Source organism: Collimonas fungivorans Ter331, from assembly GCF_000221045.1.
Classification (GTDB): domain Bacteria; phylum Pseudomonadota; class Gammaproteobacteria; order Burkholderiales; family Burkholderiaceae_D; genus Collimonas; species Collimonas fungivorans_A.
Genome location: NC_015856.1, coordinates 3150643 through 3176247 on the forward strand (window position 1 = coordinate 3150643; position 25605 = coordinate 3176247).

Here is a 25605-nt window from a genome sequence, read left to right on the forward strand (position 1 = left end):
TCACTACGGCTTGGACGCGAACAGCCCAAATTCGGCGAGATCCGTAAAGGTGCTATCGCCATTATTGGCTGTGATGTTGAGCCGGTAGTAGCGATAGGAGGCCGGATTCGCGATCGTGTAGGTCTTCAGCTTTAAGCGTGTGGCAAACACCTGGTTGCTTTGGGTGTCGAGCGTGGTCCAGGTAGAGCCGTCGGTGGAGCCCTGGAACTGCCAGTCCTTCGGATCGCGCGGGTCCCTGTCGTTGGCGCTGATGACCGTATAGCGCTGGACGCGCTCCGTGTGGCCGAGGTCGTACTGCAGCCAGCCGCTCACGCCCGTGTGGAACCATTCCGTCCCCGAGTTTTGGTCGAAGGCGCTTCTGGCGTTGGTCGGGTTGTTCGCACTGTCATTGGCGGCGCCACCGGTGGCGACGTTCACCATCGGATGCTCCGGCGTAGCGCTGTCCGCGGGAGAATTATCGCTCGTGCCGGCGGCGTTGGTCGCCGTGACGGTGTAGTAGTAGGTCGTGCCGTTGATCACCGACTTGTCCGTGTAGCTGCTGCCCGTGACACCCGACGCGACGGTTGTGGTTGGGCCGCCGCTGAAGGCGGCGCGCTTGACCGTGTAGCTGGTGGCGCCGAAGGACGCCTGCCAGCGCAGCGGGACCGCGCCATCGCCCGGCGAGGCCAGCAGCATGGCGGGCGCCGCTGGGATGACGCTCGGCGCACCACCGTCGCCGCCGGTGATCTGCACATTGCTGAAGGTGGAGCTGTTCAGGGTGTTATTGGCGACTGAGGAGACCACCAGGCCGACATAGATCGTATCGGGAACAGGGGCATCGATGCGGCCGACATCGGTGGCAGCCCAATTGGTGCCATCGGGAGAAAGGTAGCCGGTGATGATGTTCCCGACGCGCTCGAGCTTCACCCAGTACGAGGGCGTGGCGCTGGCGATGCCCAGGGCTTTGGTCCCATAGTTCGAACCACCATACACGGCGAGTTTCTGCATGTTCTGTTCGGCATTGCCTCTGCTAGCGATGGCCATCCAGGCGCGCGGAGCCCCTTGTTCCAGGCTTGTGCGGATCATCACGCCCGCCACTGCGGCCGGACTGGTGTTCTGGACGGACTCGACTTTCGCGATGATGGCGCCATTGCCGGTGATGGCCTTGTAGGTGAAGTGGAAAGCGTCTTGCGTGCGCCAGAAGATATCGTTACCCGCTCCCTGCACTATCCATTTGCCGTCGGCGTATGTGGCCCCGCCCGCCGGGGCGGCGCCCCCGATGTCAGCATTGCTGAATCCCGAGGTGATCGAGGTAGTCGACGGAATCGGCAGCGCCGGCGGCGGCGTCGCCTTCGTGGTGTCGGAATCCTTGAGGAACATGAAGCTGTCGCCGTCCACCGGCATCCAGAGGCGCCTCTGCGCGATGAAGGGTGCCTGGAGCCCCTTGCGGAGAACGTAGGCGCCATAAATCTGGGTCAGCGCCACGCTCCCGCCATTGGCTCCGTTCCAGCCGTGCCCGGTGCGGTCGGAGGTGTAGTACGCATCGGTGGTGCCGAAAGGAAGCGCTACCGTGGGGACGAGCTCGTTCACCCTCGCGAAATATTCACCCGCGGCCAGCAGGCGATTGTCAAGATCGGAATAGATGTCGATGCCTTGGCTCCAGAGCGCCTCGGCGAGCATGGTCAGCGACTTGAGCTGTCCATAAGAATGTCCTTGGTCGCGAAGGTAGTCGCCGAGCATGCCGATGTCGTTGGAATTGCGCAGTCCGATATGGGCTAGCGTACGAGCCTGATAGACCACCTTGTCCAATGCCTCGATGTCGTCGTTGTAGATCGCCAGCAGTCCAAGAGCGGTGAGGGCCAGTGCGCCCTTGTTGGCGGCACCGAAGGAGCTCTCGCCATAGGGGTTCGATGCTGGCATCAGGACGTCCTTGAAGTATTTCTTGACGATCGCCGTGTCGGCTTCCGTCCAGCCCGGCCATGTGCTGCGCAGGATGTCCGCGCCGCCCACGACCTGGAGAGCGTAATCGCCCAGATCGAGCATCGACTCGCGACCCGAGAATTCAGTCTGGGTGCTCGCCCACGCGATAAGGATCTCGCGCGCCTTCTTCGCGTATCGGTCGTCCTGGGTGAAATACCACATCCGCGAGAGATTCCAGATCGCGACCATGTCCTTGCGCCAGGGCCAGAGATTCGCGTCCGGGGCGCGGCTCACTTTCGCGAACGGGCCTGCCATGCCATAGGTGAGATGGGCCTTGCCGTCATTCGCCAACTGGTTGTAGGCGGACTTCCACGGCTCCTTGCCCTGATCGACGTACGCCTTGAGAGTCTGGAGATCCGAGAGGGTGAGCGGAGCGCCCGGATGCTTGATAACGCGGACCGCTGGAGTACCTCCCACTGGAGTACCTCCCACTGGGGTACCTCCCACTGGAGTACCTCCCACTGGAGTACCTCCCACTGGGGCACCTCCCACCGGAGTATTTCCCACCGGAGTATTTCCCACCGGAGTATTTCCCACCGGAGTATTTCCCACTGGGGTATTTCCCACTGGGGTATTTCCCACTGGGGTATTTCCCACTGGGGTATTTCCCGCCGGAGTACTTCCCACTGGAGCCCCGTCCACCTGAGTATTTCCCACTGGAGCACCTCCCGCTGGGGCGCCTTCCGCAAAGGAATTTCCCATCGGTTCGCCACCGCAAGCGCCGAGTATCAGGCAGGTAGAGATTGTTATAAAAATTTGTTTTTTCACAAAAAAAGTCATTTTATTCAAAAGAAAAAGGTGTCCGTAAAAATAATTTTTCCATCCGATCAAAGGGGAAAAGTTATTTTTCCAGAAGGAATTTCGAATGGTAATAAGGTGCGGGATCGATACGCGCGCAGCCATCTTTGGGGGACACCATCAGCACAATCCGTGCCATATTAAATTTCCAACACGAAGCCGAATGAATGAGAAGAACATGCCGAAATCGTGAAGTGACTTTGACTGAAGGACGAAAAAGTCGACAACTTTCGGGTATGACAGGCTGGTCAAACTGACCGAGTCGATTCAGCAAGCAAAAGACAAACTGGATTTCCATTGTTTCGAATTTTGAGTGCGGTCATTTGGGCCTGCTCAAGTTAAACGAGACTGCCCAGCCGGTGTTAGCGCTAACAAAATTTGTCAGTTTTTTTGTTTTTTGGTCAATATTCTGTCCATATCCTGGCGGCACAAGGTCGGATCACCTTCGGCCTTTTTGCCTGAATTCCTACTGCGTATTCGATATTCGATGTGGCACGGATAGTGCTATGAAGTTTCCATATGACAACTATTGCACACGAAAAATATGACATTTCTTTTTAAAAAACAGTTCTTTATCACGATCTCTGCCTGCCTGATACTCAGCGCGTGTGGTGCCGGCACGAGTGATTTCGGAACAGGCTCTTCCTCAGCCGGCATGGCGGCCATTCCAGCCGGCGCGGGGTCTACGCCAGCCAGCACAGGTTCCACGCCAACTGGAACGGGCTCTACGCCAACCGACACGCGCTCCACGCCAACTGGAACGGATTCCACGCCAACCGGCACGGGGTCTACACCAAATAATGGATCCGGTGACACCTCGACCGGCAGTACGGCGGCCACCTGGACCAGCGTCAAGTGGGGCGGCGGCGGCTATGTCAGCGGCCTGATCTATCATCCGACGTCGCCGGACGTCTTGTACGCCCGGACGGACATTGGCGGCGCCTACCGCTGGAACCAGGCCACGTCGCAATGGATGCCCATCACCGATGGCCTGCGTTTCGGCCAGGCCGAGTCCGCCTTCCACTACGTCGAAAGCATCGCCCTCGATCCCACCAACGACCAGCTCGTCTATTTGGTCGGGGGCAATGGCGGCAACGGTCGGCTGTATACTTCCAGCGACCGCGGCAACAGCTGGACGTGGGTCAGCCTGCCATTCATGGTGAACGGCAACGCTGCGGGCCGGGCGATCGGCGAGCGCCTGAGGCTCGATCCGACCAATCCGTCGACGATGTTCTACGGTTCGCGTAATGCCGGCTTGTGGAAGAGCGCGGACTCGGGCCGCACCTGGGCGCAGGTCACGGGATTGTCTTCCCTCAATATGAACACCGCCGCGGTTGGCGTCGAGCAGATCATCTTCGACAATGGGAACGTGGGCGGCGGCCAGACGACCTGGAACATGTGGGCCGCGGTCGCCCCCGACTATGCCAACGCGGCAGGCCTGACCTCGACCTTCTACAAGTCCAGCAACGGCGGCTCTTCATGGACGCCGGTCGCGGTGCCGACCGCGGTCGTCGGGTATTACATCCCGCACTTCGCGCGCGCCGCCGATGGCATGTACTACGTGGTGTTCAACAAGAACGCGGGCCCGGGCGGTGACGGTCCCGGCTACCTCTACAAGTATAGCGGTCTTAGCGGCGTCTGGACCTTGCTTAGCAGCACCACCGCGGGCGGCTACGGCGGCGTGTCCGTCTATGGCAGCGGCCCGACCACCCGCGTCGCGCTGGCTGTGACCAATACCTGGACCGATTTCCCCGGCCAGAAGATCACCCAGTTGTCCGACAATGCCGGCAGCACCTGGCGCGAAATCGAGTCCCAGATGCCCCACACGCAGACCACCTCCGGGTACTGGGGCTGGAATGATGACGTCGAAATCGATCCGAACAACCGCGACCACATCATGCACCTTGACGGCCCCGGCATCTGGGAGACGATGAACGCCTCGTCGGCGACACCGAGCTGGACCCTGAAGGTAACCGGCATCGAGGAGACTGCCACCCTGGCCGTCACCACCCCGCCAGCCGGTGCGACGTACAAGCTCATCAACAGCGGGGGCGACATCGGCACCTGGGTCCAGACGGACCTCGCGACGATGCCAACCAAAGGCCCCACCACGGGCTGGACCAACGGCAATTCGGCCGACATGAGCTGGTCCGATCCGCAATACATTGCCGCTGTCGCCACCACCAACGGGTCCGGTGGCGCAGGATACGGCTACTGGTCGGGCGACGGCGGCGCCACGTGGGCGAACTTCGCCACCCTGCCTGCCGGCGCCGCGGCCGATGGGCGCGAAGCGTCCAACATCGTTGTCACCGCACGCAACAAGGCGATCTGGGCGCCGTCCAATGCGGTGCCGTCCTACACCACCGACAATGGCGCCAGCTGGACAGCGACGAATCTCCCCGCGCTGACGGTGTTCGACGGCTGGACGCGCGCCTACCGGCTCGCGGTGGACCGCAAGAACCCGAACAAGGTCTATGCCTACGATTCGGGCGGTGTATGGTGGTCGAAAACGCCAGGCAGGGTTTATGTCTCGACGGATGGCGGCCATACCTTCACGCTGAGCCAGGGCTCGGTGTCGGCGGGGCTACGCGCCAATCCGTGGCAAGCCACCTCGCTGGCCGTCAATCCGAACGTCGAGGGCGACGTCTGGCTGGCTGATGGCGATACCGTGTACCACTCGGTCGACTCGGGCGCCACCTGGACCAAGCTCAACAACTTCGCGTCTATCTTCAGCAACGGCAACGGGGCACCCGACGCGCAGGGTGCCAGCGCTGTGGCCCTGGGCAAGGCAGCCGTTGGCGCGCCGTACTCGGCCGCAATCTACGTGGTGGGTGTGATCAACGGCCAGTGGGGCGTGTGGGCTTCCGACAATGCAGGCAGCACCTGGACCCGCTTCAACGACGATGCCCACCAGTTCGGCGGCATCGGTGCGATGGCGGCTGACTGGAACATCTACGGCCGGATCTACGTCAACGGCACGGGCCGCGGCTTGCTGTATTCCAATTAAGATCGCCTGATCGCGGGTGGACAAGGGCGGCTGCGGCTGCCCTTGTTATTTTGGGTTGCTGGATAGCGACGCTGGCGCGGTTGGCGCCCTGGCGCATTCCGCCCGGCGCCAGGATGGCCCCATTACTGACTCGTTTTCAGTCCACGGTGTTTCAATCAACTCACCGGTGCGGACCAACAGCATAATTCGCGTCAGCAACGGGTTGGCATGAACATACGCGCTTCGCGATCGCTCAAGGCCGATTACAGTCCTTCCAACGCAGCTTAATCTAGACTGACTCTGCGCTCAGCAGCGCATCGCTATCACACCTACTTAGCTAATCTAGAGCAAGAATTTCCGTTGTGCATGGCCAGGAGACTTTCCACCCAATTCGCTTGTCCCAAAGGTCAAAGGCGTGCCCCCATAAGGCGGTCTGCTCACATGAGTGGTTGCGGACTAAAACCTTCTGGGAGAATCCTGCATATCCTGGCGCACATGTGTTTCGCCTTCAAAACCTGTCTTTTGAATCTTCAATAGCTTGTCGTCCGCCTCTTCGGAAATTGGCGAAGTTGCCGGGTTAGTCGCCTCAATTAATGCCGTCACCACGTCGGTGGTTACAAGCGCGTCTTCTTTATTTGGTAAGCTGGCAACCAAAGCCGCAACTATCTTCAAGCTGGGAAAAACATAGATTCGCTGGCCTTTGAATCCGCTGGCAAAAAAGAACTGTACTCCAAGTACTCGACCAATCCACCAGTGAAGACCATAGCGACTGCTGACCCCTGGCGCCGATGCCAGATCGGGATAAGTTGCGGAGAAAATGCGAACGCCATTCCATTCTCCGTTTTGCAAATAAAGTTGGCCGAGTTTCAGCATATCCATCGGACGCAGTCGCAGCCCCCACCCTCCCGGCAAACGCCCTCCTTGGTCAGGAAACCACCAAGCGTAATTGGTCATGTGTAATGGCTTGAACAATGTTTTTCCTGCAAAATCGAGCAGATTGTCGCCAGAAATTCCGGCAATCACAGTTCCAGTCATTACGGCATCCGCATCTGAATAGTTAAAGCGGGTGCCAGGAGTCGCAATAATGTTTTGACTCACGACAGCACCGATCCGGTCTTGCCTGGCATCGTAAATGGGATTGCTGCTAGGGTCATGCTTGTAGTCAAACCCCGAACTCATTTGCATGACATTTTTAAGGGTAATGTTTTCTAGTTTATTCCAGCCATCCCCTCGCAGGCCTGATGGTCGTTCAATCAATCCAGTTATTGGCGTGTCGAGATTTTTTAATTTTTCTTGGTACAACAGTGCGCCAACTAATGTCGAAGAGATTGATTTCGTCACCGAATACATGGCATGGTTATGACTTCTGCCTATTCCAGTCTTATATCTCTCCATCACGATTTGACAATCACGCATGACTACCAAACCACGCACGTCATATTTACCTTCGTCTAGCTGTTGCAACAAAGCGATCAGGCGCTCCGATGAAACGCCTTCTGCGGAGGGGGCCGCGCTGCCGATATCTTCACCGATACCCGGGGCACAGTGTCCATCTGTAGCGTTCGCATGGTGACTAGAAAAGACAATCAGACATAGCGCAAGTGCCGTCCATAAGGCGCTTCTTATTTCCCATGTACCCATATTTTTATGTCGTCCTGTGGATGCAGTCATGATTGTTCGTTTGCGCGCAGAATTGACCTGCTCCTCTCTGCATTGCTTGGTGAACGCAGTGAGTCGGTCGTAAAACCCTCTGAATCCAAAATCGATGAACTCTTCGTGGAGCGGCCTAAGACTACGCCGCCGCTTGCGCGATTATGCCACTTCGGTCCTTGAGCCAGCCTAAAAGCTGGAAGGCGTATCGGTCGATGGCGCTAGCCGATTGACGCTCAGCATAGGCCGACTCGGGCATTTCCGAACGCAAGCAGCGCCGGACAGTGTGCGCGAGATCCCCAGTCGCTTGGCGATCTCCCTTAGTAGAACCTGGCCCCGCAGGTCCCAACTGCATAAAGGAAAATGCCAATCCGCTTGGCTTTTAGGCGCCGATACGCAATTGCAATCCAGTATTGCTGTAAAGCGGAGTCGCGGAGAAACCGTCTATGGAAATCGTATCGAATTTCCCTTTAAAACTGGTCGCGACGATGATGTTGATCGTGTCGCCGACGGCCGGTTTATAGCCGCCCTGGAATTTGACGTGAAGAATGCCGCCGGCAACGGTCATGTTTCCGGCGACGGCAAGCGTCCCTTGCTGAGCGCTTCCTACATTCAGTTCCAATGTGCTGTTCGCCAATTGCGTATATTTCCCGCGGATTGCCAGTGCGCCAGGCGCATTGCTTGCCAGCGTGCCGCCGCTGACGTACACATCGCTCGCACCAAACGCTGACACGGAATCCGCTTCCAGCGTCCCTGCCTCCAGCTGCGCACCGCCGCTCCAGGTATTGTTGCCGCTTAATTTCAGCACCCCGCTCCCTTGCTTCGTCAGCTTGCCAGCACCTGATATATCGTTCCGCCAGTTATCGACGGCGTAAAAGCCTCCCTTGCTGGCATCCATCGATACCACGACATTGCCGTTGAAGACCGCATATCCGTCCGCTGCGGCAAAAAGATTGAGGCGTCCCCAGCCCTCGGCGTCGTCCAGAACCGGATATCCGGAGGCAATCGCAGTCGTTTTCAACACCACGCGGCGCTGAACATCGCTGAGATAAGGCAAGCGTGTCTCCAACAGCACCTCGGCGCCTTTGGGTACGATGGCGGGCCTTGTCGCTGCGCCTGTTTGTGTAAAACCATAGGTGGTGCGGCGCAAATAATTTACCTTGTTGCTGGCATAATCTGCAAACCGGTCTGTGGTAGCGCTAGCAGAGTGAGCAAAAGCATTAAAGGTGTCGGCAGTCGTATTGGTTTGCGCCATAAGCGCCGTCCGGGCCAATGCCACAACAGCCGCTTTTGCAGCCGCATTAGCTGGATCGTTCAGATTGGCGGCAACCACGGCCTGGCCAAGTACGCGTCCGCTCATCACGTCCAATGGCGAGTGCATGCCAGCCAGAATCCGGTTCTCTCCCAATTCCAGGCCACGGCTGATGATCTCTTGGAATCGTTCAGGTACTGCATAAGCCATCGCCACCGTGTCGCGGGTAGCCTCCGCCGAGTGACCGCTGGTAAAACCGCCATCGGTTGCGGGTGTCGGACTCTTCGCAGGCACCAGGGCAGGTACGACAACCACGCTGCTGCTCCAGCGAAATGGCCGAGCATATTTGTAAAAACGTTTGGCGGGTTCCGTTGATCCGTTGTTGCCCATGGCGTTGACAAAATCGACAACCCCGCCAAATGCCGGATTGGCACTGCCGCCGACACCGGTATTATTACCGCTGTCGTTGTACAAAACAGTGGTGGCGTCGGCCGGGACCGCGGTAATGCTTGTAGTCTGCTGCGCTGCCTGGCGCCATGCTGTCGTCAGCGGGCCCATGCCATCCGTGACGCTATATCCTTTGCCGCGACGATCGTCCAGATAAGCGGCCGTTGCCTGATCTGCAGTGCGATTGGAGGTCGCCGCGACTACATACTGGATGTTCGCGTTGTGCACGGCTGCGTTGAGTATCGTTCCGCCCGGGGTTCCGTCGTTCGGAAGACCTGTCCAGGCCGACGGCGCGACGGCAGGAAAACTGCCGACGGCGGGTGCAGTGACGCCGGCATCGACAATATCGGTGAGTGGCTGCCATATCTGCTTGAAACCCGCCAACAGACGCACGCCGGCATTCGTTTCCAGCGTTGCATAACGCGCATCCCCACGCTGGTTGCTCGCCACATCATCCACAAAAGCGGGGATCGATGCCGCAACTGGCGCGGTATCGACATATCCCGGGTCGGCCGGCGGCGGGGGAATGACCAATGCCGTGGATTGCGGGTCCAGTTGATCCGATCCTCCGCCGCAAGCTGTTAATGCCAACGCTGCGCTGAGGGCGAGCGCCAGCGGCCGATGCAGGGAGGATTGTCGTAGTCGCATTTTCTATGCCTTCATTTATAAGAAACAAAACGAAGGGATGATAGCGACCAAATGCTACAACAGCATGACGTCATAGCCAGCAATGGCATCCAAAATTCGCTTTGATTTTGGGCGGTGGCAGCACCACCAATGGCGCGACCTTGGTAGGCGGGCAAGACGCTGCGGGTTACTACGTGACAGTGCAATGACGGCACAACGAAGGAAAATGAACTGCGGTTGGCGCGGTTCGCATCATAGGGAAATTCCTACGATGAAATGCCTGAATGCTGCATAAAAATCAAGGCTTCCTGATACCTCGCATCCGTTCCGCCAACTAACCTTGGAACACCCCGACTTCATAAATTAAAACAACCATGTCCCATCCCGTCTGCTATCGTTTTGTGCTTTCCGCCGCTTCATCCATTTTGCTGATACCCATGCTGAGTGTAAAACCCGGGACTGCCTACGCAGCCTGCAACACCTCAGGACAATCCACAATCTGCGATACCGGCACGCCCAACCCCTGGACAACTACGATAGGCGCAGGCAACCTGGCGGCCGAAGATGGCAGGACGATCACAGTCGGTGCAGGCAGCCGGATCGCAGTCGACGATGCCAACGCCATCAGCCTGCGCGACAATGCAAACATAAGGGTCCAGAACGGCGGCACGGTAAGCGCCAACGGGATCGGCGGTTCCGGACTCTATAAGACCGGCGCCAATACGGTCGAGTTTCTCAATAACGGCACTTTGACTATCGATCAAGGTGGCCAGGTCCTGGCGACCGGCACCGAATTCAATGCCGAAGCAATCAATCCGCAAGGCAGCGGCAATCTCATCATCAACAACGGCGTGATCAAGGCAGATCATGTCGCCGCCATCTGGTTTCAGAATACGAACGGGTTAAACACCATCGTCAACAATGAAACAGGCGTCATCCAGGCGCCTGGCGACGTAATCGGCGCATCCGGCAACGGCGCGGTCGACTTTACCAATAAAGGGCGGATCATCGGCAACCTTGTTTTTTCCGGCGGCGATGACAGGTTGCGGCTTTATACCGGGTCGGTAATTACTGGTAATTTCGATGGCGGTGAAGGTAACAACACTCTTTTCCTGAGCGGGACCGGTAGCGCGTCCCTGCCTGGCAGTATTGTACATTTCTCGTCGCTTATCAAAAACGATACGGGAACCTGGACCCTGACCGCTCCCATTGCCGGAATCGGGATTGTCGAAGTTCAGCAAGGGACGTTGGCATTGACTGCTAACAACAGCGCGTATAAGGGCCAGATGAGGGTCGACGCGGCAGGCGTGCTTGAAGCTCGCGCACAAAACCTGCCGCTTACCGTTGTGGACAATGGCCTGGTGCGCTTTGCGCAACCCGACAATGGCACTTATACCGGTCTCATTTCAGGCACCGGCGCGGTCGAAAAGACCGGGGGCGGCACCTTGGTGCTGGCGCCGACGGCTTCTGGCGGCAATACCTATTCCGGCGGCACGAAGATTTCTGCTGGAACGCTGGCAGTGGGCGACGCGGCGCACGCAACGGCGGCATTGTCCGGCGGCGGCAATACGACCGTCGCCTCGGGCGCCACGCTCGGCGGCTACGGCAGCGTCACAGGATCGGTAACCAACAACGGCACCATTGCGGCGGCCAATGCTTTGCCTCAATTTGCCGGCTCGAGCAACGGCAGCTTTACGATCAACGGGCCATTGACCAACGCCGGCCTGCTGCAAATAGGCGGCCAAGGGGTTGGCAACCGGCTCAATGTTGTCGGCAACTATGTCGGCCAAAAGGGCAGCATTGCCCTCAACACCTTCCTCGCAGGCGATGGCGCGGCATCTGACCGGTTAGTGATCAATGGCGGCGCCGCCAGCGGTTCGTCCAGCTTGCGCATCACGAATGCCGGTGGTCCTGGCGCGGCCATCGTCGCCGATGGCATTGAGGTGGTGCAGACCGTGAACGGCGCGACGACCACGGCAGACGCATTTGCACTTGCGGCGCCGGTCAAGGCTGGCGCCTATTCTTACTATCTTGCCAAGGGTGGCGTGACCAGCGGCACCTCGGAAAACTGGTATCTGCGCAACATCGTGACGCCTACCCCGCCCGCAGTTGTGCCGTCGACCGGCTCTGGAGAAATTCCGCTGTATCGCCCCGAAGTCCCTATCTATACGGAAGTTGCCAGCGTCGCCCGGCAAGTCAATATCCAGCAACTCGATAATTTCCATGACAGGCAAGGAGAGCAATCGCTGTTGACCGAGAACGGCGATCTGCCTGCGGCCTGGGGCCGTGTCTGGGGCAGCCGCACCAAGCAACGCCAGGATGGTACTGTCTCGCCGCAATTCGACGGTTCAATGACGGGAATACAGGTCGGCCACGACATCTATGCCGATACCGACGCCAGCGGCCAACGCAATCATTACGGTCTGTTTGCAGGCTTTGCGCATGCCACCGGCAAGGTCAACGGTTTTGCGATGGCGGTGCAGAATCTGGATGTCGGCAACCTGGCCATCGATGCATACAGTCTGGGCGGCTACTGGACCCACGTCGGCCCGAGCGGCTGGTACACGGATGCCGTGCTGATGGGAAGTTCACTGTCGGCGGATCCGCGCTCGCACGATGGCGTGGGCGCGCACACGCACGGCAGCGCACTCGTCGGATCCATCGAGGGCGGCCTGCCAATGCCACTGGGGGCGGACCTGACCATCGAGCCTCAGGCGCAAGTGATCTGGCAAAACCTGTCGCTGAATGACTTGAATGACGGTGTGTCGGCAGTGGGTTTCAACAACGGCAATGCCTTCCTGGCCCGCCTCGGCGTGCGGTTGAAAAGCCGTTTTGAAACATCGGGAGCGATTTGGCAGCCATATCTGCGCCTGAACCTGCTGCGCAGTTTCGGTTCTCATGACAGCACCACCTTTGACGGCACTACAGTGATTTCGAACGGGTCGAATCAGACGGCGGGCCAGCTCAACGCCGGCCTGGTCGCCACAATCAACAAGTCGACCAGTGCGTTTGTGACTGCAACTTACACCACCAACCTCGGCGGAGCGCAACAGCGCACGGTGATGGCGGATGCCAGCATACGCTGGAGTTGGTGACCTGCTGCGCCGGGCGCTGCCATCAGTGTAGAAAAAGCGGGCGCCGTCATGGAGAAACAGCACCCGCCTGCTGCACCAGGGAAGCTGTGATGCCGCCAGCAGCGCTGGGGATAACGCGCTTTACGCTGCTGTTCTCCAGGCAGAGCGGCGTTGATTAATTAAAATTGATCCCATTCGCTGCCGGCGGCGGCAGAGGCGTTCGCCACGCGTTTGAATGTTTTCACATTCGCCGACGGCAGCCTGGCGTTGCGGGCCGCGACATATACAGGCGCGGCAGCAACCGGCGCCGGACGGCCGGCCGCCTTAAAAGACGCGCCGGCATGCGCTTGTGTTCCCTCGGTCAAAAACACTCTGACCACTTGCACCAGATTGCCGGCCTGGTCCTGCAGCGACGCGGCGGCAGCCGCGGCCTGCTCCACCAGGGCGGCATTCTGCTGCGTGACGTGGTCCATCTGCATGATTGCCTGATTAACCTGTTCGATGCCCGCAGTCTGCTCCTGGCTGGCCGCCGTGATTTCGCTCATGATGTCGGTTACGCGCTTGACGCTGTCGACGATCTCGCCCATGGTGGCGCCGGCCTGGCCGACCAGCTTGACGCCGACATCGACTTTTTCCACCGAGTCGTCGATCAAGTGTTTGATCTCTTTAGCCGCAACTGCCGAACGTTGCGCCAGGTTGCGCACCTCGCTGGCCACCACCGCAAACCCACGTCCCTGCTCGCCGGCCCGCGCCGCTTCCACCGCCGCATTCAGCGCCAGGATATTGGTCTGGAACGCGATATTATCGATCACGCCGATGATATCCACGATCTTCTTGGCCGATGTATTGATCAGGTCCATCGTCTCTACCACTTGCGACACCACACCGCCGCCCTTGAGCGCGACGCCGGACGCCGACACTGCGAGTTGATTGGCTTGCCGCGCATTGTCGGCATTCTGTTTCACGGTGCTGGTCAACTGCTCCATCGACGCCGCGGTTTCTTCAAGCGAACTGGCCTGCTGTTCGGTGCGCGACGATAAATCAAGATTGCCCGAGGCGATTTGGTTTGATGCGGTAGCGATGGTATCGGTGCCGCTGCGCACTTCGCTGACGACCTTCCGCAAGCTGTCATTCATGTCTTTCAATGCCTGCATCAGCTGACCGGTTTCGTCGGTGGTTTTAACTTCTATGCGGCTGCTCAGGTCGCCGGAAGCCACGGTCTGCGCGACCTTGATTGCCTCGCCCAACGGACGGGTGATGGAGCGAGAGATCAGGAAGGCGCAAACCGCGCCCAAAACAATCACCAATACACCCAGCAGCAGCATGAGGTTGAAGCTGCGGCTGTACAGTTCGGCAATCTGCTGTCCGGTCTGGTCGATGTTTTTCCTTTGCAAGGAAAGAAACGCAAACAGTTCGCCTTGGTAACTTTTCGCGGTCGGCATGAATTCGCTATTGTAGATTTTCGATGCTTCCTCAGCCTTGCCGCCCTGCTTAGCTTTCATCGCCGCGACCTTGGACTGCTGGTATTTTTCGCGCAGCGTCTTGATCAGCGCATATTTCTCTTTCTCCAAGGATGAGGTCAATAGCGGTTCAAGCGAATTCTGGATTTCGGTGCCTTTCTTGGCGCTGGCATCGATGTCTTCCGCGAACGTCGTCGCCAAAGTGTCATCTGTACTTTTAACAATGAACGAGGTGCGAGCGATGGCAGCGTTGGTGAGGACCGACCAGTCGGACACTATCCGTTCTTTTGCCAGAGGGCTTTCCATCATGCGCTGGGTCTCCATCGCCACCTGGCGCAGGTTCCATATGCCGATGGCGATCGACATGACGGAAAGAGAAAGGACAATGGCGAACCCGATTCCCATCCGCGTACCGACTTTGAGATTAACGATTTTCATTTTTATTTTCTTCTGTAAAGAGTGCGGTTAATAAGCGCCAAAGTCGCTTTTTCTCAGCCGCGAGTTTTCCCATCGCTCCCACTTCCGTGCGAGACGTCGGCGTGTTGATATTGACCAGGATCCGCGAAATCTGATGACATTCCCTCAACAACATCGCCCATAACTGAGATAACGGCAAAAATCGTGTTTTTTTTAGGGAGGCATGCTCGAATCTGATTTCATATCAAATTGGACAGTTATAAATAAATGTGATCATCTTCAAAGAAATTTAAAATCTTCCCAATACACCCCAGAGTCTTTATATTCTGTTGAGCGTTTCAAGCGGGAAGCGCGGCTGAAGCAAGTAAACAGCCGCTTCCCCACAGCCGGAATTCAGCCTAACCATCCGAAATTTAGACGGGAGATCACAGTAATGTTCCATTTTTCACGATCCGCATTCGTATCAAGCCTGAGTGTAGGCATCGCCCTTGGTTTAGCCGCGCCCTCTTCTTTTGCCGAACCCGACAAGCAGGTTTATGAAAAAGCCGAGCAATACAAGGGCGATGCCTTGAAACTGCTAGAACGGCTGGTGAATATCGATACCGGCACCGGCGACGAACAGGGGTTGAGCCAGGTCAGCGGGATAGTGATTGAAGAACTGAAAAAAATCGGGGCACACGTTGAAACCTATCCGGCGGCCGCGCCCGCAAATGGCAATAACGTGGTGGCGACATTCTCCGGAACCGGCAAAGGAAAGATTTTGCTGATGGCGCACATGGATACGGTGTTCAAGCACGGAACCGCCACGGCAAAGCCGTTTTATATCAAAGACAGCCGGGCTTACGGTCCTGGTGTCATGGATGACAAAGGAGGCATCGTCGCCGGCCTGTATGCGTTGAAAATCCTGCAACAGTTGGGTTTCAAAGATTACGCCCAGATTACTTTATTGCTCAACTCTAACGAAGAGACCGGTTCCGCCGGTTCACGCGCCCTGATCGAAAAAATCGCCAGGCAGCACGATGTGGTGCTTAATCTCGAACCGGGCCGGGCGGCCGACGGCCTGGTGGTGTGGCGCAAAGGCAGCGGCACGGTGAAGGTTGAAGTTACCGGCAAGGCAGCGCACGCCGGCGTGGCGCCCGACAGCGGCCGCAATGCAGCGATGGAAGTCGCACACCAGATATTGCAGCTCGGCCAGCTCGGTGATCGCGAAAAACAAACGACAGTCAACTTTACCGTGATAAACGCGGGCGGCGCCACTAACGTCATCCCAGATCATGCGACAGCCTTCGGCGACGTGCGCGTCGCGGTTCCCGAGGAGTTCGACCGTGTCGAAAAAGACCTGGCCAAGATGTCGGAGAAAAAATTGATCCCCGATACCCAGGTAACGACGCGCTTGACCCGCGGATTCCCACCGATGCCGGCAAACCCGCAATCGGAAGCACTCGCTGCCAAGGCGCAGGCCATCTATGGCGAGTTAGGAAAAAAGCTGACGCTTGAGGGCAGCGGCGGCGCAGCGGATTCGAGCCTCTCGGCCGGCGTCGGGATTCCGACGCTGGATGGCTTCGGCATTGTTGGCGGCGGTATCCATACACCCGAGGAATACGCCGAAGTCGACAGCATCGTGCCGCGCTTTTATTTGCTAACCCGGATGCTTATGGATCTGGGCAAGCGGAAATAAGGCCCCGATCGGCCAGTATTCGGTTGAAAACCTTATTCGCAGCCGTAGGGTGGGCACATCGTGCCCACGCGGTATTCAAATAGGCAAGTGCGTCATGTGAATTCACGCGTGGGCACGATGTGCCCACCCTACTTTGCAGTCCCTGTCTAGGCGACCCCGGCTAGGCGCCCCATCAAAACAGCTTCTGCCATTGATCCTGCTTCTGCATATCCGCACGGGTATTAACTTCGAGCAGGACACCGCCGGGCGTGCGGCAAAAGAAGCGCGATCCGCGCGAGTTGTTGAAGACCTCCGTCTCCATGCTAACCCCGCCCTCCAGGAATTCCGTATAGAGGGCATGGACCTCATCCAGGCTGTCGACCTCCACGCCGAAGTGGAAGTTTTTTGGCCAGGCCGGCACGTCCTCTGCGACGTGATCCAGGACAATGTCGAAATCATTTCGCTTGAGCAGGCAGCTCTCGCCAGCGGCAACGATCTCGCAGCCGAGGTATTTTTCGAAAAACGCAGCGGTCTCGGCGACGTTGGTGGTGGGAAAGCTCAAGTGATTCAGCTTTGCTTGTTTATGAGTATTCATGAAAAGATCTCGCAAAAAGGTTGAAATGGCAATGAAGGAAGCTGTCAGCGACCCGGCTCTGTGCGGCTGTGCGCCTCTCCACTACATCCATTTTGCGAGTAATTACTCAATTTTTAAACTCGTATTGGACCTGCACCTCCTATAGCGCGCGAGGCAGCAATGGCGGGGATTTCCGCGCCAAGCGCGGCAACAGCCTGACGATTGCTCGCTTTTTTCGGAACCCGGCTCGCCGTCTCATTGATTCCAAAATCGTTTTCGTCATAAGCATGTTCGAAGAGATTCGTTCTCAAGTTTTTCGGCACTCTCTATCATCGGCACATTGGTCATAACCTGTCATGACAGGATTGATGTGTAAAGAGCGAACATGGCAAATGCAATAAACAGTTTTCAGATAGTCGATCCCTCGCCCATACCCTTGTATGTCCAGGTCAAGGACCTGCTGCGCGCGCGCATCTTCGATGGCAGCTACGCTCCGCATGCGCAGCTACCGCCCGAGAGCGGGCTGGGCGCCATCTTCGGCGTCAGCCGCATTACCGTACGCCAGGCCCTGAGCGACTTGCAGCGTGAAGGCGTCATCTTCAAGATTCCCGGCAAGGGGACTTTCGTGGCAAAGAAAAAGGCAGCGCAGCAACTTACCCACCTGGAAGGCTTCGCCGAGGCCATGACGCGCGAGGGATATCAAATCTATAACCGCGTGGTCGGGCATCACGCCATCCCCGCTACCGCCGAAGTAGCGCAGCAGCTGGGTGTGGAGGCCGGCACAAGCGTAGCGGAAATCCGCCGCGTGCGTCATCTGAACGGTGAACCGGTTTCTCTGGAAATCACTTATTTGCCGGAACAGCTTGGCCAGCGCCTGCGTAATGAAGATTTGACCAACCGGGATATTTTCCTGATCTTCGAGAACGATTTCGGCATCGCGCTGGGCCACGCCGACCTGCAAATCGGCGCCGTCACCGCCGACAGGACACTGGCTGATGCACTACAGGTCAGCGAAGGCAGCGCGCTATTGCGCATTGAGCGCCTGACCTATACCGCCGAAGGAAAACCGCTGGATTTCGAATATCTCTACTTTCGCAGCGAAACCTTTCAATACCACCTACGTATCGCACGGCGACCGGCTCCCGTCGGATCCGAGTGAATCAGGGCCACAGGAGAGCATCATGGAAACCCATATCCAGACGGTAGACGTACTGGTCATCGGCGGCGGCACAGCAGGGCCGATGGCTGCAGCAAAAGCCAAGGAAGCCAATCCGGCCTTGCGCGTGCTGCTGCTGGAAAAAGCCAACGTCAAGCGCAGCGGCGCCATCTCGATGGGCATGGACGGCCTCAATAACGCCATCGTGCCCGGCTTCGCCACGCCAGAGCAATATGTAAAGGAAATTACCACTGCCAACGATGGCATCGTCAATCAGAAGACGGTCATGGCGTATGCGCAGAACAGTTTCCCCATGATTGAGGAACTAGACCGCTGGGGCGTCAAGTTCGAGAAGGATGAAACCGGCGACTACGCCATGCGCAAGGTGCACCACATGGGGACGTACGTATTGCCGATGCCGGAAGGCCACGATATCAAGAAAGTGCTGTACCGCCGCCTCAAGCGAGCCCGCGTCGAGATCACCAACCGCCTGGTGGCGACCCGCCTGCTTACGGCCGGCGATGGCAGCATCGCCGGCGCCATGGCGTTCGACTGCCGTACCGGCGACTTCCACGTGATCCGCGCCAAGACTGTCGTGTTGTCGACCGGCGCCGCCGGCCGCCTTGGCCTGCCCGCCTCCGGCTATCTGTTCGGCACTTATGAAAACCCGACCAATGCCGGTGACGGCTACAGCATGGCGTATCACGCCGGCGCCGAGTTATCGGGCATCGAATGCTTCCAGATCAATCCCTTGATCAAGGACTACAACGGCCCGGCCTGCGCTTATGTCACGGGCCCGTTCGGCGGCTTCACGACAAACAGCCATGGCGAACGCTTCATCGAGTGCGATTACTGGAGCGGCCAGATGATGCAAGAGTTCTATAACGAGCTGCAAGGCGGCAAGGGACCGGTATTCCTCAAGCTGGACCACCTTGCGGAAGAAACCATCAGCACCATCGAAACCATCCTGCACACTAACGAGCGCCCTAGCCGCGGCCGATTCCACGAAGGGCGCGGCACCAATTACCGTGAACAGATGGTGGAAATGCACATCTCCGAGATCGGTTTGTGCAGCGGCCATTCAGCGTCCGGCGTATGGGTCAACGAACATGCCGAGACCACGGTTCCAGGCTTATATGCGGCTGGCGACCTGGCCTGCGTACCGCATAACTACATGCTGGGCGCCTTCGTCTACGGCAAACTGGCTGGTGAAAGCGCTGCACGCTATTGCGCTGAAAAACCGCTGGCGGAAATCAGCCAGGACCAGGTCGAGACAGAACGAGCGCGTGTCTGGGCGCCGCTCGACCGGGTTGACGGCCTGCCGCCGGCGCAGGTGGAGTACAAGCTGCGCCGCATGGTCAACGATTACCTGCAGCCGCCCAAGATTACACGCAAGATGGAAATCGGCCTCTCGCGTTTCGAAGCGATCCGCGCAGACCTCGACCGCCTGCAGGCGCGCAATCCGCACGAGCTTATGCGCGCAATGGAAATCCACGCCATCCGCGACTGCGCCGAAATGGCCGCACGGGCTTCGCTGTATCGTACCGAAAGCCGCTGGGGCTTGTACCACAACCGAATCGATTATCCGGAGCGCAACGATGCCGAATGGCTGGTGCATGTACAGGTGAAGAAAGAGCAGGAGCAGATGACCTGCTTCAAGCGTCCTCTCGAGCCCTATATCCTCGCCCTCGACGAAAACGAAAAATCGGCCTACCAGCATCTGCGCATAAAAAAAGACGCCGCGACCGAAACCAGACTGGCCGAGCCCTCGGCAGCCTGACCCCAAACCAGGATACCCCATGCCAACCGCCTTCAGCATCACCAGCGTCCCGGTCCGGATCGAGGAGGACAAATGCATCGCCGACAAGGGCTGCACCGTTTGCGTCGACGTCTGTCCGCTCGACGTGCTTGCCATCGACCTGACCAAAGGCAAGGCATTCATGAAATTCGACGAATGCTGGTACTGCATGCCATGCGAGAAGGACTGTCCCACGGGAGCGGTCCATGTCGACATACCTTATCTGCTGCGCTGATCCAGAACCGGTTCCGTCTTTTCATCAGGGAAATAACAATGCATTTTCGTCAAAACCTATATATAACCTTGTTCGGCCTGGCGCTGCTCGCGGGTTCCGCCAGCGCGGAGACCATCCGCATCGCTATCGGCACCCAGGACACGACGATCAACTGCGCCACCGGCGGTCTCCTGATACGCGAATTGAAACTGCTGGAGAAATATCTGCCGCACGAAGGCAAGTACAAGGACGCACAATATGACATCCAATGGAAAAACTTTACCTCGGGCGCGCCGCTGACCAATGAAATGGTGGCCGGCAAACTGGATATCGGTTCGATGGCGGATTTCCCCGGTTCCTTCAATGGCGCCGCCCATCAGAAAGCCGGCAAGCGCAGCATATTCGTCACGGTGCTATCGGGCAGCATTACCGGCAGCGGCAACGGCATTGTGGTGCCGAAAGCTTCCACGGTGCAGTCGCTGGCGGAATTAAAAGGCAAAACCATCTCAGTGCCGTTCGCCTCCACTGCCCACGGCATGCTGCTGCGCGCCGTCAAGGCGCAAGGCTGGGATCCGGAAAAGGATGTCAACATCGTCACCCAGGCCCCCGAAGTTGCCGGCTCCGCTCTCCAAAGCAACAAGATCGACGCCCACGCCGACTTCGTTCCCTTCGCCGAACTGTTCCCGCATCGCGGCTTTGCCCGCAAGATCTTCGACGGCTCGCAGACCGGCACGCCTACGTTGCACGGCAGCCTGGTCGATGCTGACTATGCAAAGAAATATCCTGAGATCGTGGTCGCCTACCTGCGCGCCGCCATCGAAGCGGACCGCCTGATTGCTGCCGAGCCAGAGAAATATAGCGAATTGATCGAAAAAATCACCGGCATCGACGCTGAAGTGAACTATCTGTTCCACGGCCCGCTTGGCCTGCAGACGCGCGACTTTACCTGGAAACCGGAATATCGCCAGGCGGTGAAGACTTCGATCGACACGCTGAAAGCCATGAAGCGCACCGAAACCGATCTCGATGCCGCCAGCTTCATCGTCGATGACTACATCCGGGCAGCATTCAAGCAATCCGGCCTCGACTACGAGGCCCACCTCAAGAATTACGCTAAACAGCCGCTGACGGCAAAAGATGCCTTGAGCGGAAAAACGATCGCTGACCCCAGGCGCGTGGGCCAGATATGGGTACAGGGTGAACCGCTGGTACGCCACTATGCTTCGCTGGAAAATGCCTTGTCGGAAGCACGCAAACTGGAAAAGTCCGGCAAGAAGATCCGCACCGTCTATGCGCATGACCGCGAAACCGGCCTGAAACTGCTGGCCGCGGATGCCTGGTTTGTACAAAGCAAGGGCGAAGTCAGCGCATTCCTGCTGAAGAGTTCGGCGGAAACCTGGGCCAGGAAAAACAATGGCACGGTGCTCGACTTCAGCGCCGCCAAAGCAGGCGGTCCGGTTTCAACTTTGTAACCAACGTAGCGACGGAGTCGGACCATGGCCTTGAGTTATCCATTTGACACGGCGGAAGATGGCGACCGCCAAGACGAGCCGCCATGGCGCTTGCCGGCGTCGTTCTCATTCGGTATTTTTTTTCCCCAATGGCTGCATTACGGACTGCGCCTGGCGTCCGTCGTTGCCTGCGTATTGCTGTGGCAATGGGCATCCAGCACTCACCTTAACCTGGGGTTGATCACTTTCCAGAACGTGCCATCACCCAAGGAAGTCATGCAGGCGGCGTGGAACCTGGCGCAATCGCCCAAACTGCTGGCGCACCTGGGTGCAAGCCTATATCGGGTGTTTGCCGGGTTCATCGTGGCGGCGCTGGCCGGCATCGTCCTGGGCATGCTGATTGGACGCGTACGCTGGCTGGCCGACATCTTGATGCCGCCGCTGGAACTGTTGCGGCCGATCCCGGCGGTAGCCTGGATTCCGCTGGCGATCCTGATGTTTCCTTCTTCGGAAATATCGATGATCTATATCACCTTCATCGGCGCGCTGTTCCCGATCCTGCTGAACACTATCCATGGCGTGGAAGGCGTTGATCCGCGCTTGATCGCTTCTGCCCGCAGCCTTGGCAGCGGCCGCAGAAGCATCTTTTCCGAAGTTATCCTGCCGGCGGCAGCCCCCGGCATCGTCACCGGTTTGTCGATCGGCATGGGAACCGCCTGGTTCTGCCTGGTCACCGCGGAAATGATCGCCGGCCAGTTCGGCATCGGTTATTACACCTGGGCTTCCTACACTATCCAGAACTATGCCGACATCATCGTCGGCATGCTGCTCATCGGCGCCATGGGTATGGGCAGCAGCGCCTTGATCAAGAAACTGGGCAATGCGCTGATGCCCTGGTATCTGCTGCAAAGGTAAACAACATGACAACGGCACAATTTGGCAAGATCGACATCGATCGCCTGCATATCCAGCTGGGTAAAGGCAAGCGTCGCTTCGAAGCACTGCACGATGTTTCCATGTCGATCGCGCCGGGTGAGTTTGTCTGCGTGCTTGGCCCCTCCGGCTGCGGCAAGTCGACGCTGCTGGGCGCCGTGGCCGGCCATCTGCCTGCCAGCGAAGGCAGCGTCCATGTCGACGATGCGGCGGTCGACGGCCCGCATCCGGACCGTGGGCTGGTGTTCCAGCATCACACGCTGTTTCCCTGGAAAAAAGTGCTCGACAATGTCGCTTTCGGCTTGAAAATGAAAGGCCTTGCGCGCGGCGAACGTCATCAAAGGGCGCGCAATCTGCTCAAGCTGGTGGGGTTGGAAGGTTTCGAGCATTGCTATCCGGCCCATTTGTCGGGCGGCATGCAGCAGCGCGTCGAAATTGCCCGTGTCCTGATCAATCATCCGCGCGTGATGCTGATGGATGAGCCATTTGGCGCGCTCGACGCGCAGACGCGCCTGAAAATGCAAGAGCTGTTGCTGGAAGTATGGGCAGGCATCAAGACCACAATCCTGTTCATCACGCACGATATCGACGAAGCGCTGTTCCTGGCCGACCGCATCCTGATATTGAGCCCGCGGCCGGGACGCATCATCGAAGAAATCAAACTGGAGTTTCCCCGGCCGCGCGGACCGGAACTGGTGACTTCGCTGCAATTCACCGAGTTCAAGCGCCATTGCCTGGCGCTGCTTCATCCCGAAGCCAAAGTCAGGCCGCTGGAACGGCTCAGTCCGCTAGGCGCACCCAACCTGACCGATATTCAATTTGCCATTTAAGGAAATGTAGTGAGCGCCGTCAACCATCATTACCAGGAAAGCCATGAAATCCGCCAGTTCCGTGAACGCTTGCGTGACGCCGATAGCGCCGTACGGCGCATAGCAGTGCTGGACCTGATCGACGTCGCCGGCGACGAACATGCGTCCTTGCTGGTGGAAACACTCAAGGACGCGGCTGCCGATGTGCGGCTAGAAGCAGCACGGGCGCTGGAAGCGTTCGAGAGCCGAGCCAGCGTCATCGGTCTGATCGGATTATTAACTGACGATGACAGCAAGGTACGCGAAGCTGCCGCCCACACGCTAAGCGAATTGAAAGACCCCGCATCGGCAGCAATACTGTTGCCGCATGCCTCGGACGAGCGCTCTTTCGTCCGCGTAGCCGTCCTGCGTGCGCTGCGTGAACTGCGCGCACCGGAAAGCCTGGAGCCGGCTTTGTCGGCATTGATGCATGCCGATGCTGCCGTGCGGCGCGAAGCAATTTCGGTACTTGGTTACCTGAAACAGATTCGCGCGCTTGCGCCCATCATGCAGTTGGCTACCAGCGACCCGGATCCGGAAGTGCGACGAGCGGCGTCCGGCGCCCTGGGTTTCGCCATCGATGACAGCGTATTGCCGGCGCTACTGACGACTCTGCACGATGCCGCCTGGCAGGTCCGCGAAGAAGCGGCCACCACCCTTGGCAAGTTGCGCCTGGCTGCGGCAGCCGACGAACTGATCAAGGCTTTGGAAGACCCTTACTGGCAAGTGAGGCTGCGCGCAGCGCGCAGCCTTGGACGGCTACGCAGCACCGCCGCCGTGATACCCTTGCTGCAAACCTTGCAGCACGAGATCAGCAACCTGCGCAAGGAAGCCGCCTTGTCGTTGGGAGAGATCCGCCACACAGCTGCACTGCCCTCTTTGCTGGCCGCAGAACAAGATCCTGATCCAGAAGTCCGCAAGGCGGTACGGCTGGCGATAGAACAAATCCGCAGCGGTACCTAAGCCGCCAAGCCATGCCATATCCCGTCAACATCGAAAATCAACTAGCCGGAGGCTTACTGCGCATCAACTGGGATGACGGTATCGAGCAATACTTGTCGCACAGCTTGTTGCGCAGCCGCTGCCAATGCGCGGATTGCAAGGCCATCCGATCGCACTCGAAGGCCGAATTATTGGTACAGGCGGACATTGGACTGACCGAAATCCGTTTGATCGGGCACTATGGGATTCAACTGATATTCAGCGATGGACATGCGCGCGGCATCTACCCCTGGCCCTATCTGCGAATTATCTCTGATCCCAACGGCGCGATGTAGATTTGAAGCGATGGTTCTTGCGGGCGCCCCCGGACGGGCCACGGATATTTCTTGAAAGAGGTATCGGATTTCTCGCGATGTCAATCGCGGAAATCACGGCATCACCACATCTTTACGCTCTCATCCTCCGGCAGCAGCCAACAATCGCAAACGCGCTGAACGCCACTCAGCCAGACATCTTATGCGCTGCTGATGGGCATCAGCCAGCGCCACCGGCGTACTCGGTATATGTATTACTCATGCACCGGCATTAATTGCCCAATGAGGGAAGGGGGAAATCTGGGGAACCGAAAGACGTTTACTCAAAATACATGTCAGGCTATTCTGCGGGTGACGTATATTGTTCCGATGCCAACCAAAAACAAGTTCATGCCATGCACAACCACATCTATCAATTGGTAAACGGCCGCCATGGACGTTTCCTGGTCAATCCACATGAACGGGATCCGCGGCAATTTCCTATGCGCTGCCAACATCCAAATGCACATCCGCATTGTATTTTTCAAACCATGAAAGAAGCTTAAATGAATCCCGATGTCTCGTGCATCATTCCCTCTTTCAATGGAATGGACCGGCTGGGTGCGCCGTGCAATCGGTACTGAACCAGCAAGGCGTGAATGTGGAAGTTGTTGGACGATTACAGCAACGCCGAAACACGCTGCTTCATCCTCGAGCTAGCTAATCACGCAGTCAGTTTATAAGCCCTTTAACGAATAACTAGTTCCACAATCTTCGGTCCATTGCCCCACATTACCCAGCATGTCATATAACCCCCACGGATTAGGAGGGAATGCCCCAACCGGAGAGGTTGTCGGGTAACCATCATTACAATCAGCATCAAGAGCATGGGTGTTGTATCCAGAAAGATCGACCGTTTTAGTCGCCTGGTCTCCGGAATTTACGAACTGGCATTGTTTTGATGGCTCATTCCAATAAGTAGGTGTCGTCGTTCCAGCTCTTGTCGCATACTCCCATTCAGCCTCGGTCGGCAAACGATATTGGGCGTGGGAGCAACATCAAAATTACA

17 protein-coding genes are annotated in these 25605 nt (G+C 57.9%); 11 read left to right on the forward strand and 6 right to left on the reverse strand.

Annotation, left to right across the window (positions count from 1 at the left end; translation table 11 throughout):
- Positions 1-3: 3 nt before the first annotated feature.
- Complete coding sequence (locus CFU_RS13695; RefSeq protein WP_238531312.1) at positions 4-2376, reverse strand: discoidin domain-containing protein; 2373 nt, start codon at positions 2374-2376, stop codon at positions 4-6.
- A 925-nt stretch (positions 2377-3301) separates the two neighbouring features.
- Here CFU_RS13695 and CFU_RS13700 point away from each other — a divergent pair.
- A complete protein-coding gene (locus CFU_RS13700; RefSeq protein ID WP_202946122.1) occupies positions 3302-5764 on the forward strand; it encodes a dockerin in 2463 nt (820 codons plus the stop codon).
- A gap of 435 nt (positions 5765-6199) precedes the next feature.
- Here CFU_RS13700 and CFU_RS13705 read toward each other — a convergent pair whose 3' ends face one another.
- Together CFU_RS13705 and CFU_RS13710 are read right to left on the reverse strand one after the other, a co-directional pair.
- Positions 6200-7414 (reverse strand): serine hydrolase domain-containing protein, encoded by a 1215-nt coding sequence (locus CFU_RS13705; protein ID WP_014006636.1) that lies wholly within the window; start codon positions 7412-7414, stop codon positions 6200-6202.
- Positions 7415-7775: 361 nt separating this feature from the next.
- Positions 7776-9740, reverse strand: coding sequence for an acid phosphatase (locus CFU_RS13710; protein ID WP_014006637.1), 1965 nt, complete (start codon positions 9738-9740; stop codon positions 7776-7778).
- A 353-nt stretch (positions 9741-10093) separates the two neighbouring features.
- On the opposite strand from CFU_RS13710, the gene CFU_RS13715 reads away from it, so the two are divergent.
- Positions 10094-12814, forward strand: a complete 2721-nt coding sequence (locus CFU_RS13715; RefSeq protein ID WP_014006638.1) for an autotransporter outer membrane beta-barrel domain-containing protein — start codon at positions 10094-10096, stop codon at positions 12812-12814.
- 158 nt (positions 12815-12972) lie between these two features.
- On the opposite strand, the gene CFU_RS13720 is transcribed toward CFU_RS13715, so the two are convergent.
- Positions 12973-14691 carry a methyl-accepting chemotaxis protein gene (locus CFU_RS13720; protein WP_014006639.1) on the reverse strand — a complete coding sequence of 573 codons (1719 nt, stop codon included), beginning with the start codon at positions 14689-14691 and terminating at the stop codon, positions 12973-12975.
- A 412-nt stretch (positions 14692-15103) separates the two neighbouring features.
- On the opposite strand from CFU_RS13720, the gene CFU_RS13725 reads away from it, so the two are divergent.
- Positions 15104-16348 (forward strand): M20/M25/M40 family metallo-hydrolase, encoded by a 1245-nt coding sequence (locus tag CFU_RS13725; protein WP_041742052.1) that lies wholly within the window; start codon positions 15104-15106, stop codon positions 16346-16348.
- Positions 16349-16520: 172 nt separating this feature from the next.
- Here CFU_RS13725 and CFU_RS13730 read toward each other — a convergent pair whose 3' ends face one another.
- Positions 16521-16922, reverse strand: a complete 402-nt coding sequence (locus tag CFU_RS13730) for a VOC family protein (protein ID WP_041742053.1) — start codon at positions 16920-16922, stop codon at positions 16521-16523.
- A gap of 364 nt (positions 16923-17286) precedes the next feature.
- Between CFU_RS13730 and CFU_RS13735 the strand changes: the two genes are divergently transcribed.
- From CFU_RS13735 to CFU_RS13770, 8 genes are read left to right on the forward strand one after another with little or no spacing between them, the layout of a single operon-like run.
- A complete protein-coding gene (locus tag CFU_RS13735; protein ID WP_014006642.1) occupies positions 17287-18060 on the forward strand; it encodes a GntR family transcriptional regulator in 774 nt (257 codons plus the stop codon).
- Positions 18061-18082: 22 nt separating this feature from the next.
- Positions 18083-19837 carry a fumarate reductase/succinate dehydrogenase flavoprotein subunit gene (locus tag CFU_RS13740; RefSeq protein ID WP_014006643.1) on the forward strand — a complete coding sequence of 585 codons (1755 nt, stop codon included), beginning with the start codon at positions 18083-18085 and terminating at the stop codon, positions 19835-19837.
- Positions 19838-19856: 19 nt separating this feature from the next.
- Positions 19857-20090, forward strand: a complete 234-nt coding sequence (locus CFU_RS13745) for a 4Fe-4S dicluster domain-containing protein (protein ID WP_014006644.1) — start codon at positions 19857-19859, stop codon at positions 20088-20090.
- 38 nt (positions 20091-20128) lie between these two features.
- Positions 20129-21541: an ABC transporter substrate-binding protein gene (locus CFU_RS13750; protein ID WP_014006645.1), complete on the forward strand. Its 1413-nt coding sequence runs from the start codon at positions 20129-20131 to the stop codon at positions 21539-21541.
- Positions 21542-21565: 24 nt separating this feature from the next.
- Positions 21566-22435, forward strand: coding sequence for an ABC transporter permease (locus CFU_RS13755; RefSeq protein ID WP_014006646.1), 870 nt, complete (start codon positions 21566-21568; stop codon positions 22433-22435).
- Between the two features lie 5 nt (positions 22436-22440).
- A complete protein-coding gene (locus CFU_RS13760) occupies positions 22441-23283 on the forward strand; it encodes an ABC transporter ATP-binding protein (protein WP_014006647.1) in 843 nt (280 codons plus the stop codon).
- A gap of 9 nt (positions 23284-23292) precedes the next feature.
- A complete protein-coding gene (locus CFU_RS13765; protein ID WP_014006648.1) occupies positions 23293-24264 on the forward strand; it encodes a HEAT repeat domain-containing protein in 972 nt (323 codons plus the stop codon).
- 11 nt (positions 24265-24275) lie between these two features.
- Complete coding sequence (locus tag CFU_RS13770; protein WP_041742054.1) at positions 24276-24578, forward strand: DUF971 domain-containing protein; 303 nt, start codon at positions 24276-24278, stop codon at positions 24576-24578.
- Between the two features lie 695 nt (positions 24579-25273).
- On the opposite strand, the gene CFU_RS25540 is transcribed toward CFU_RS13770, so the two are convergent.
- Positions 25274-25570 carry a formylglycine-generating enzyme family protein gene (locus tag CFU_RS25540; protein WP_081466476.1) on the reverse strand — a complete coding sequence of 99 codons (297 nt, stop codon included), beginning with the start codon at positions 25568-25570 and terminating at the stop codon, positions 25274-25276.
- Positions 25571-25605: the final 35 nt, after the last annotated feature.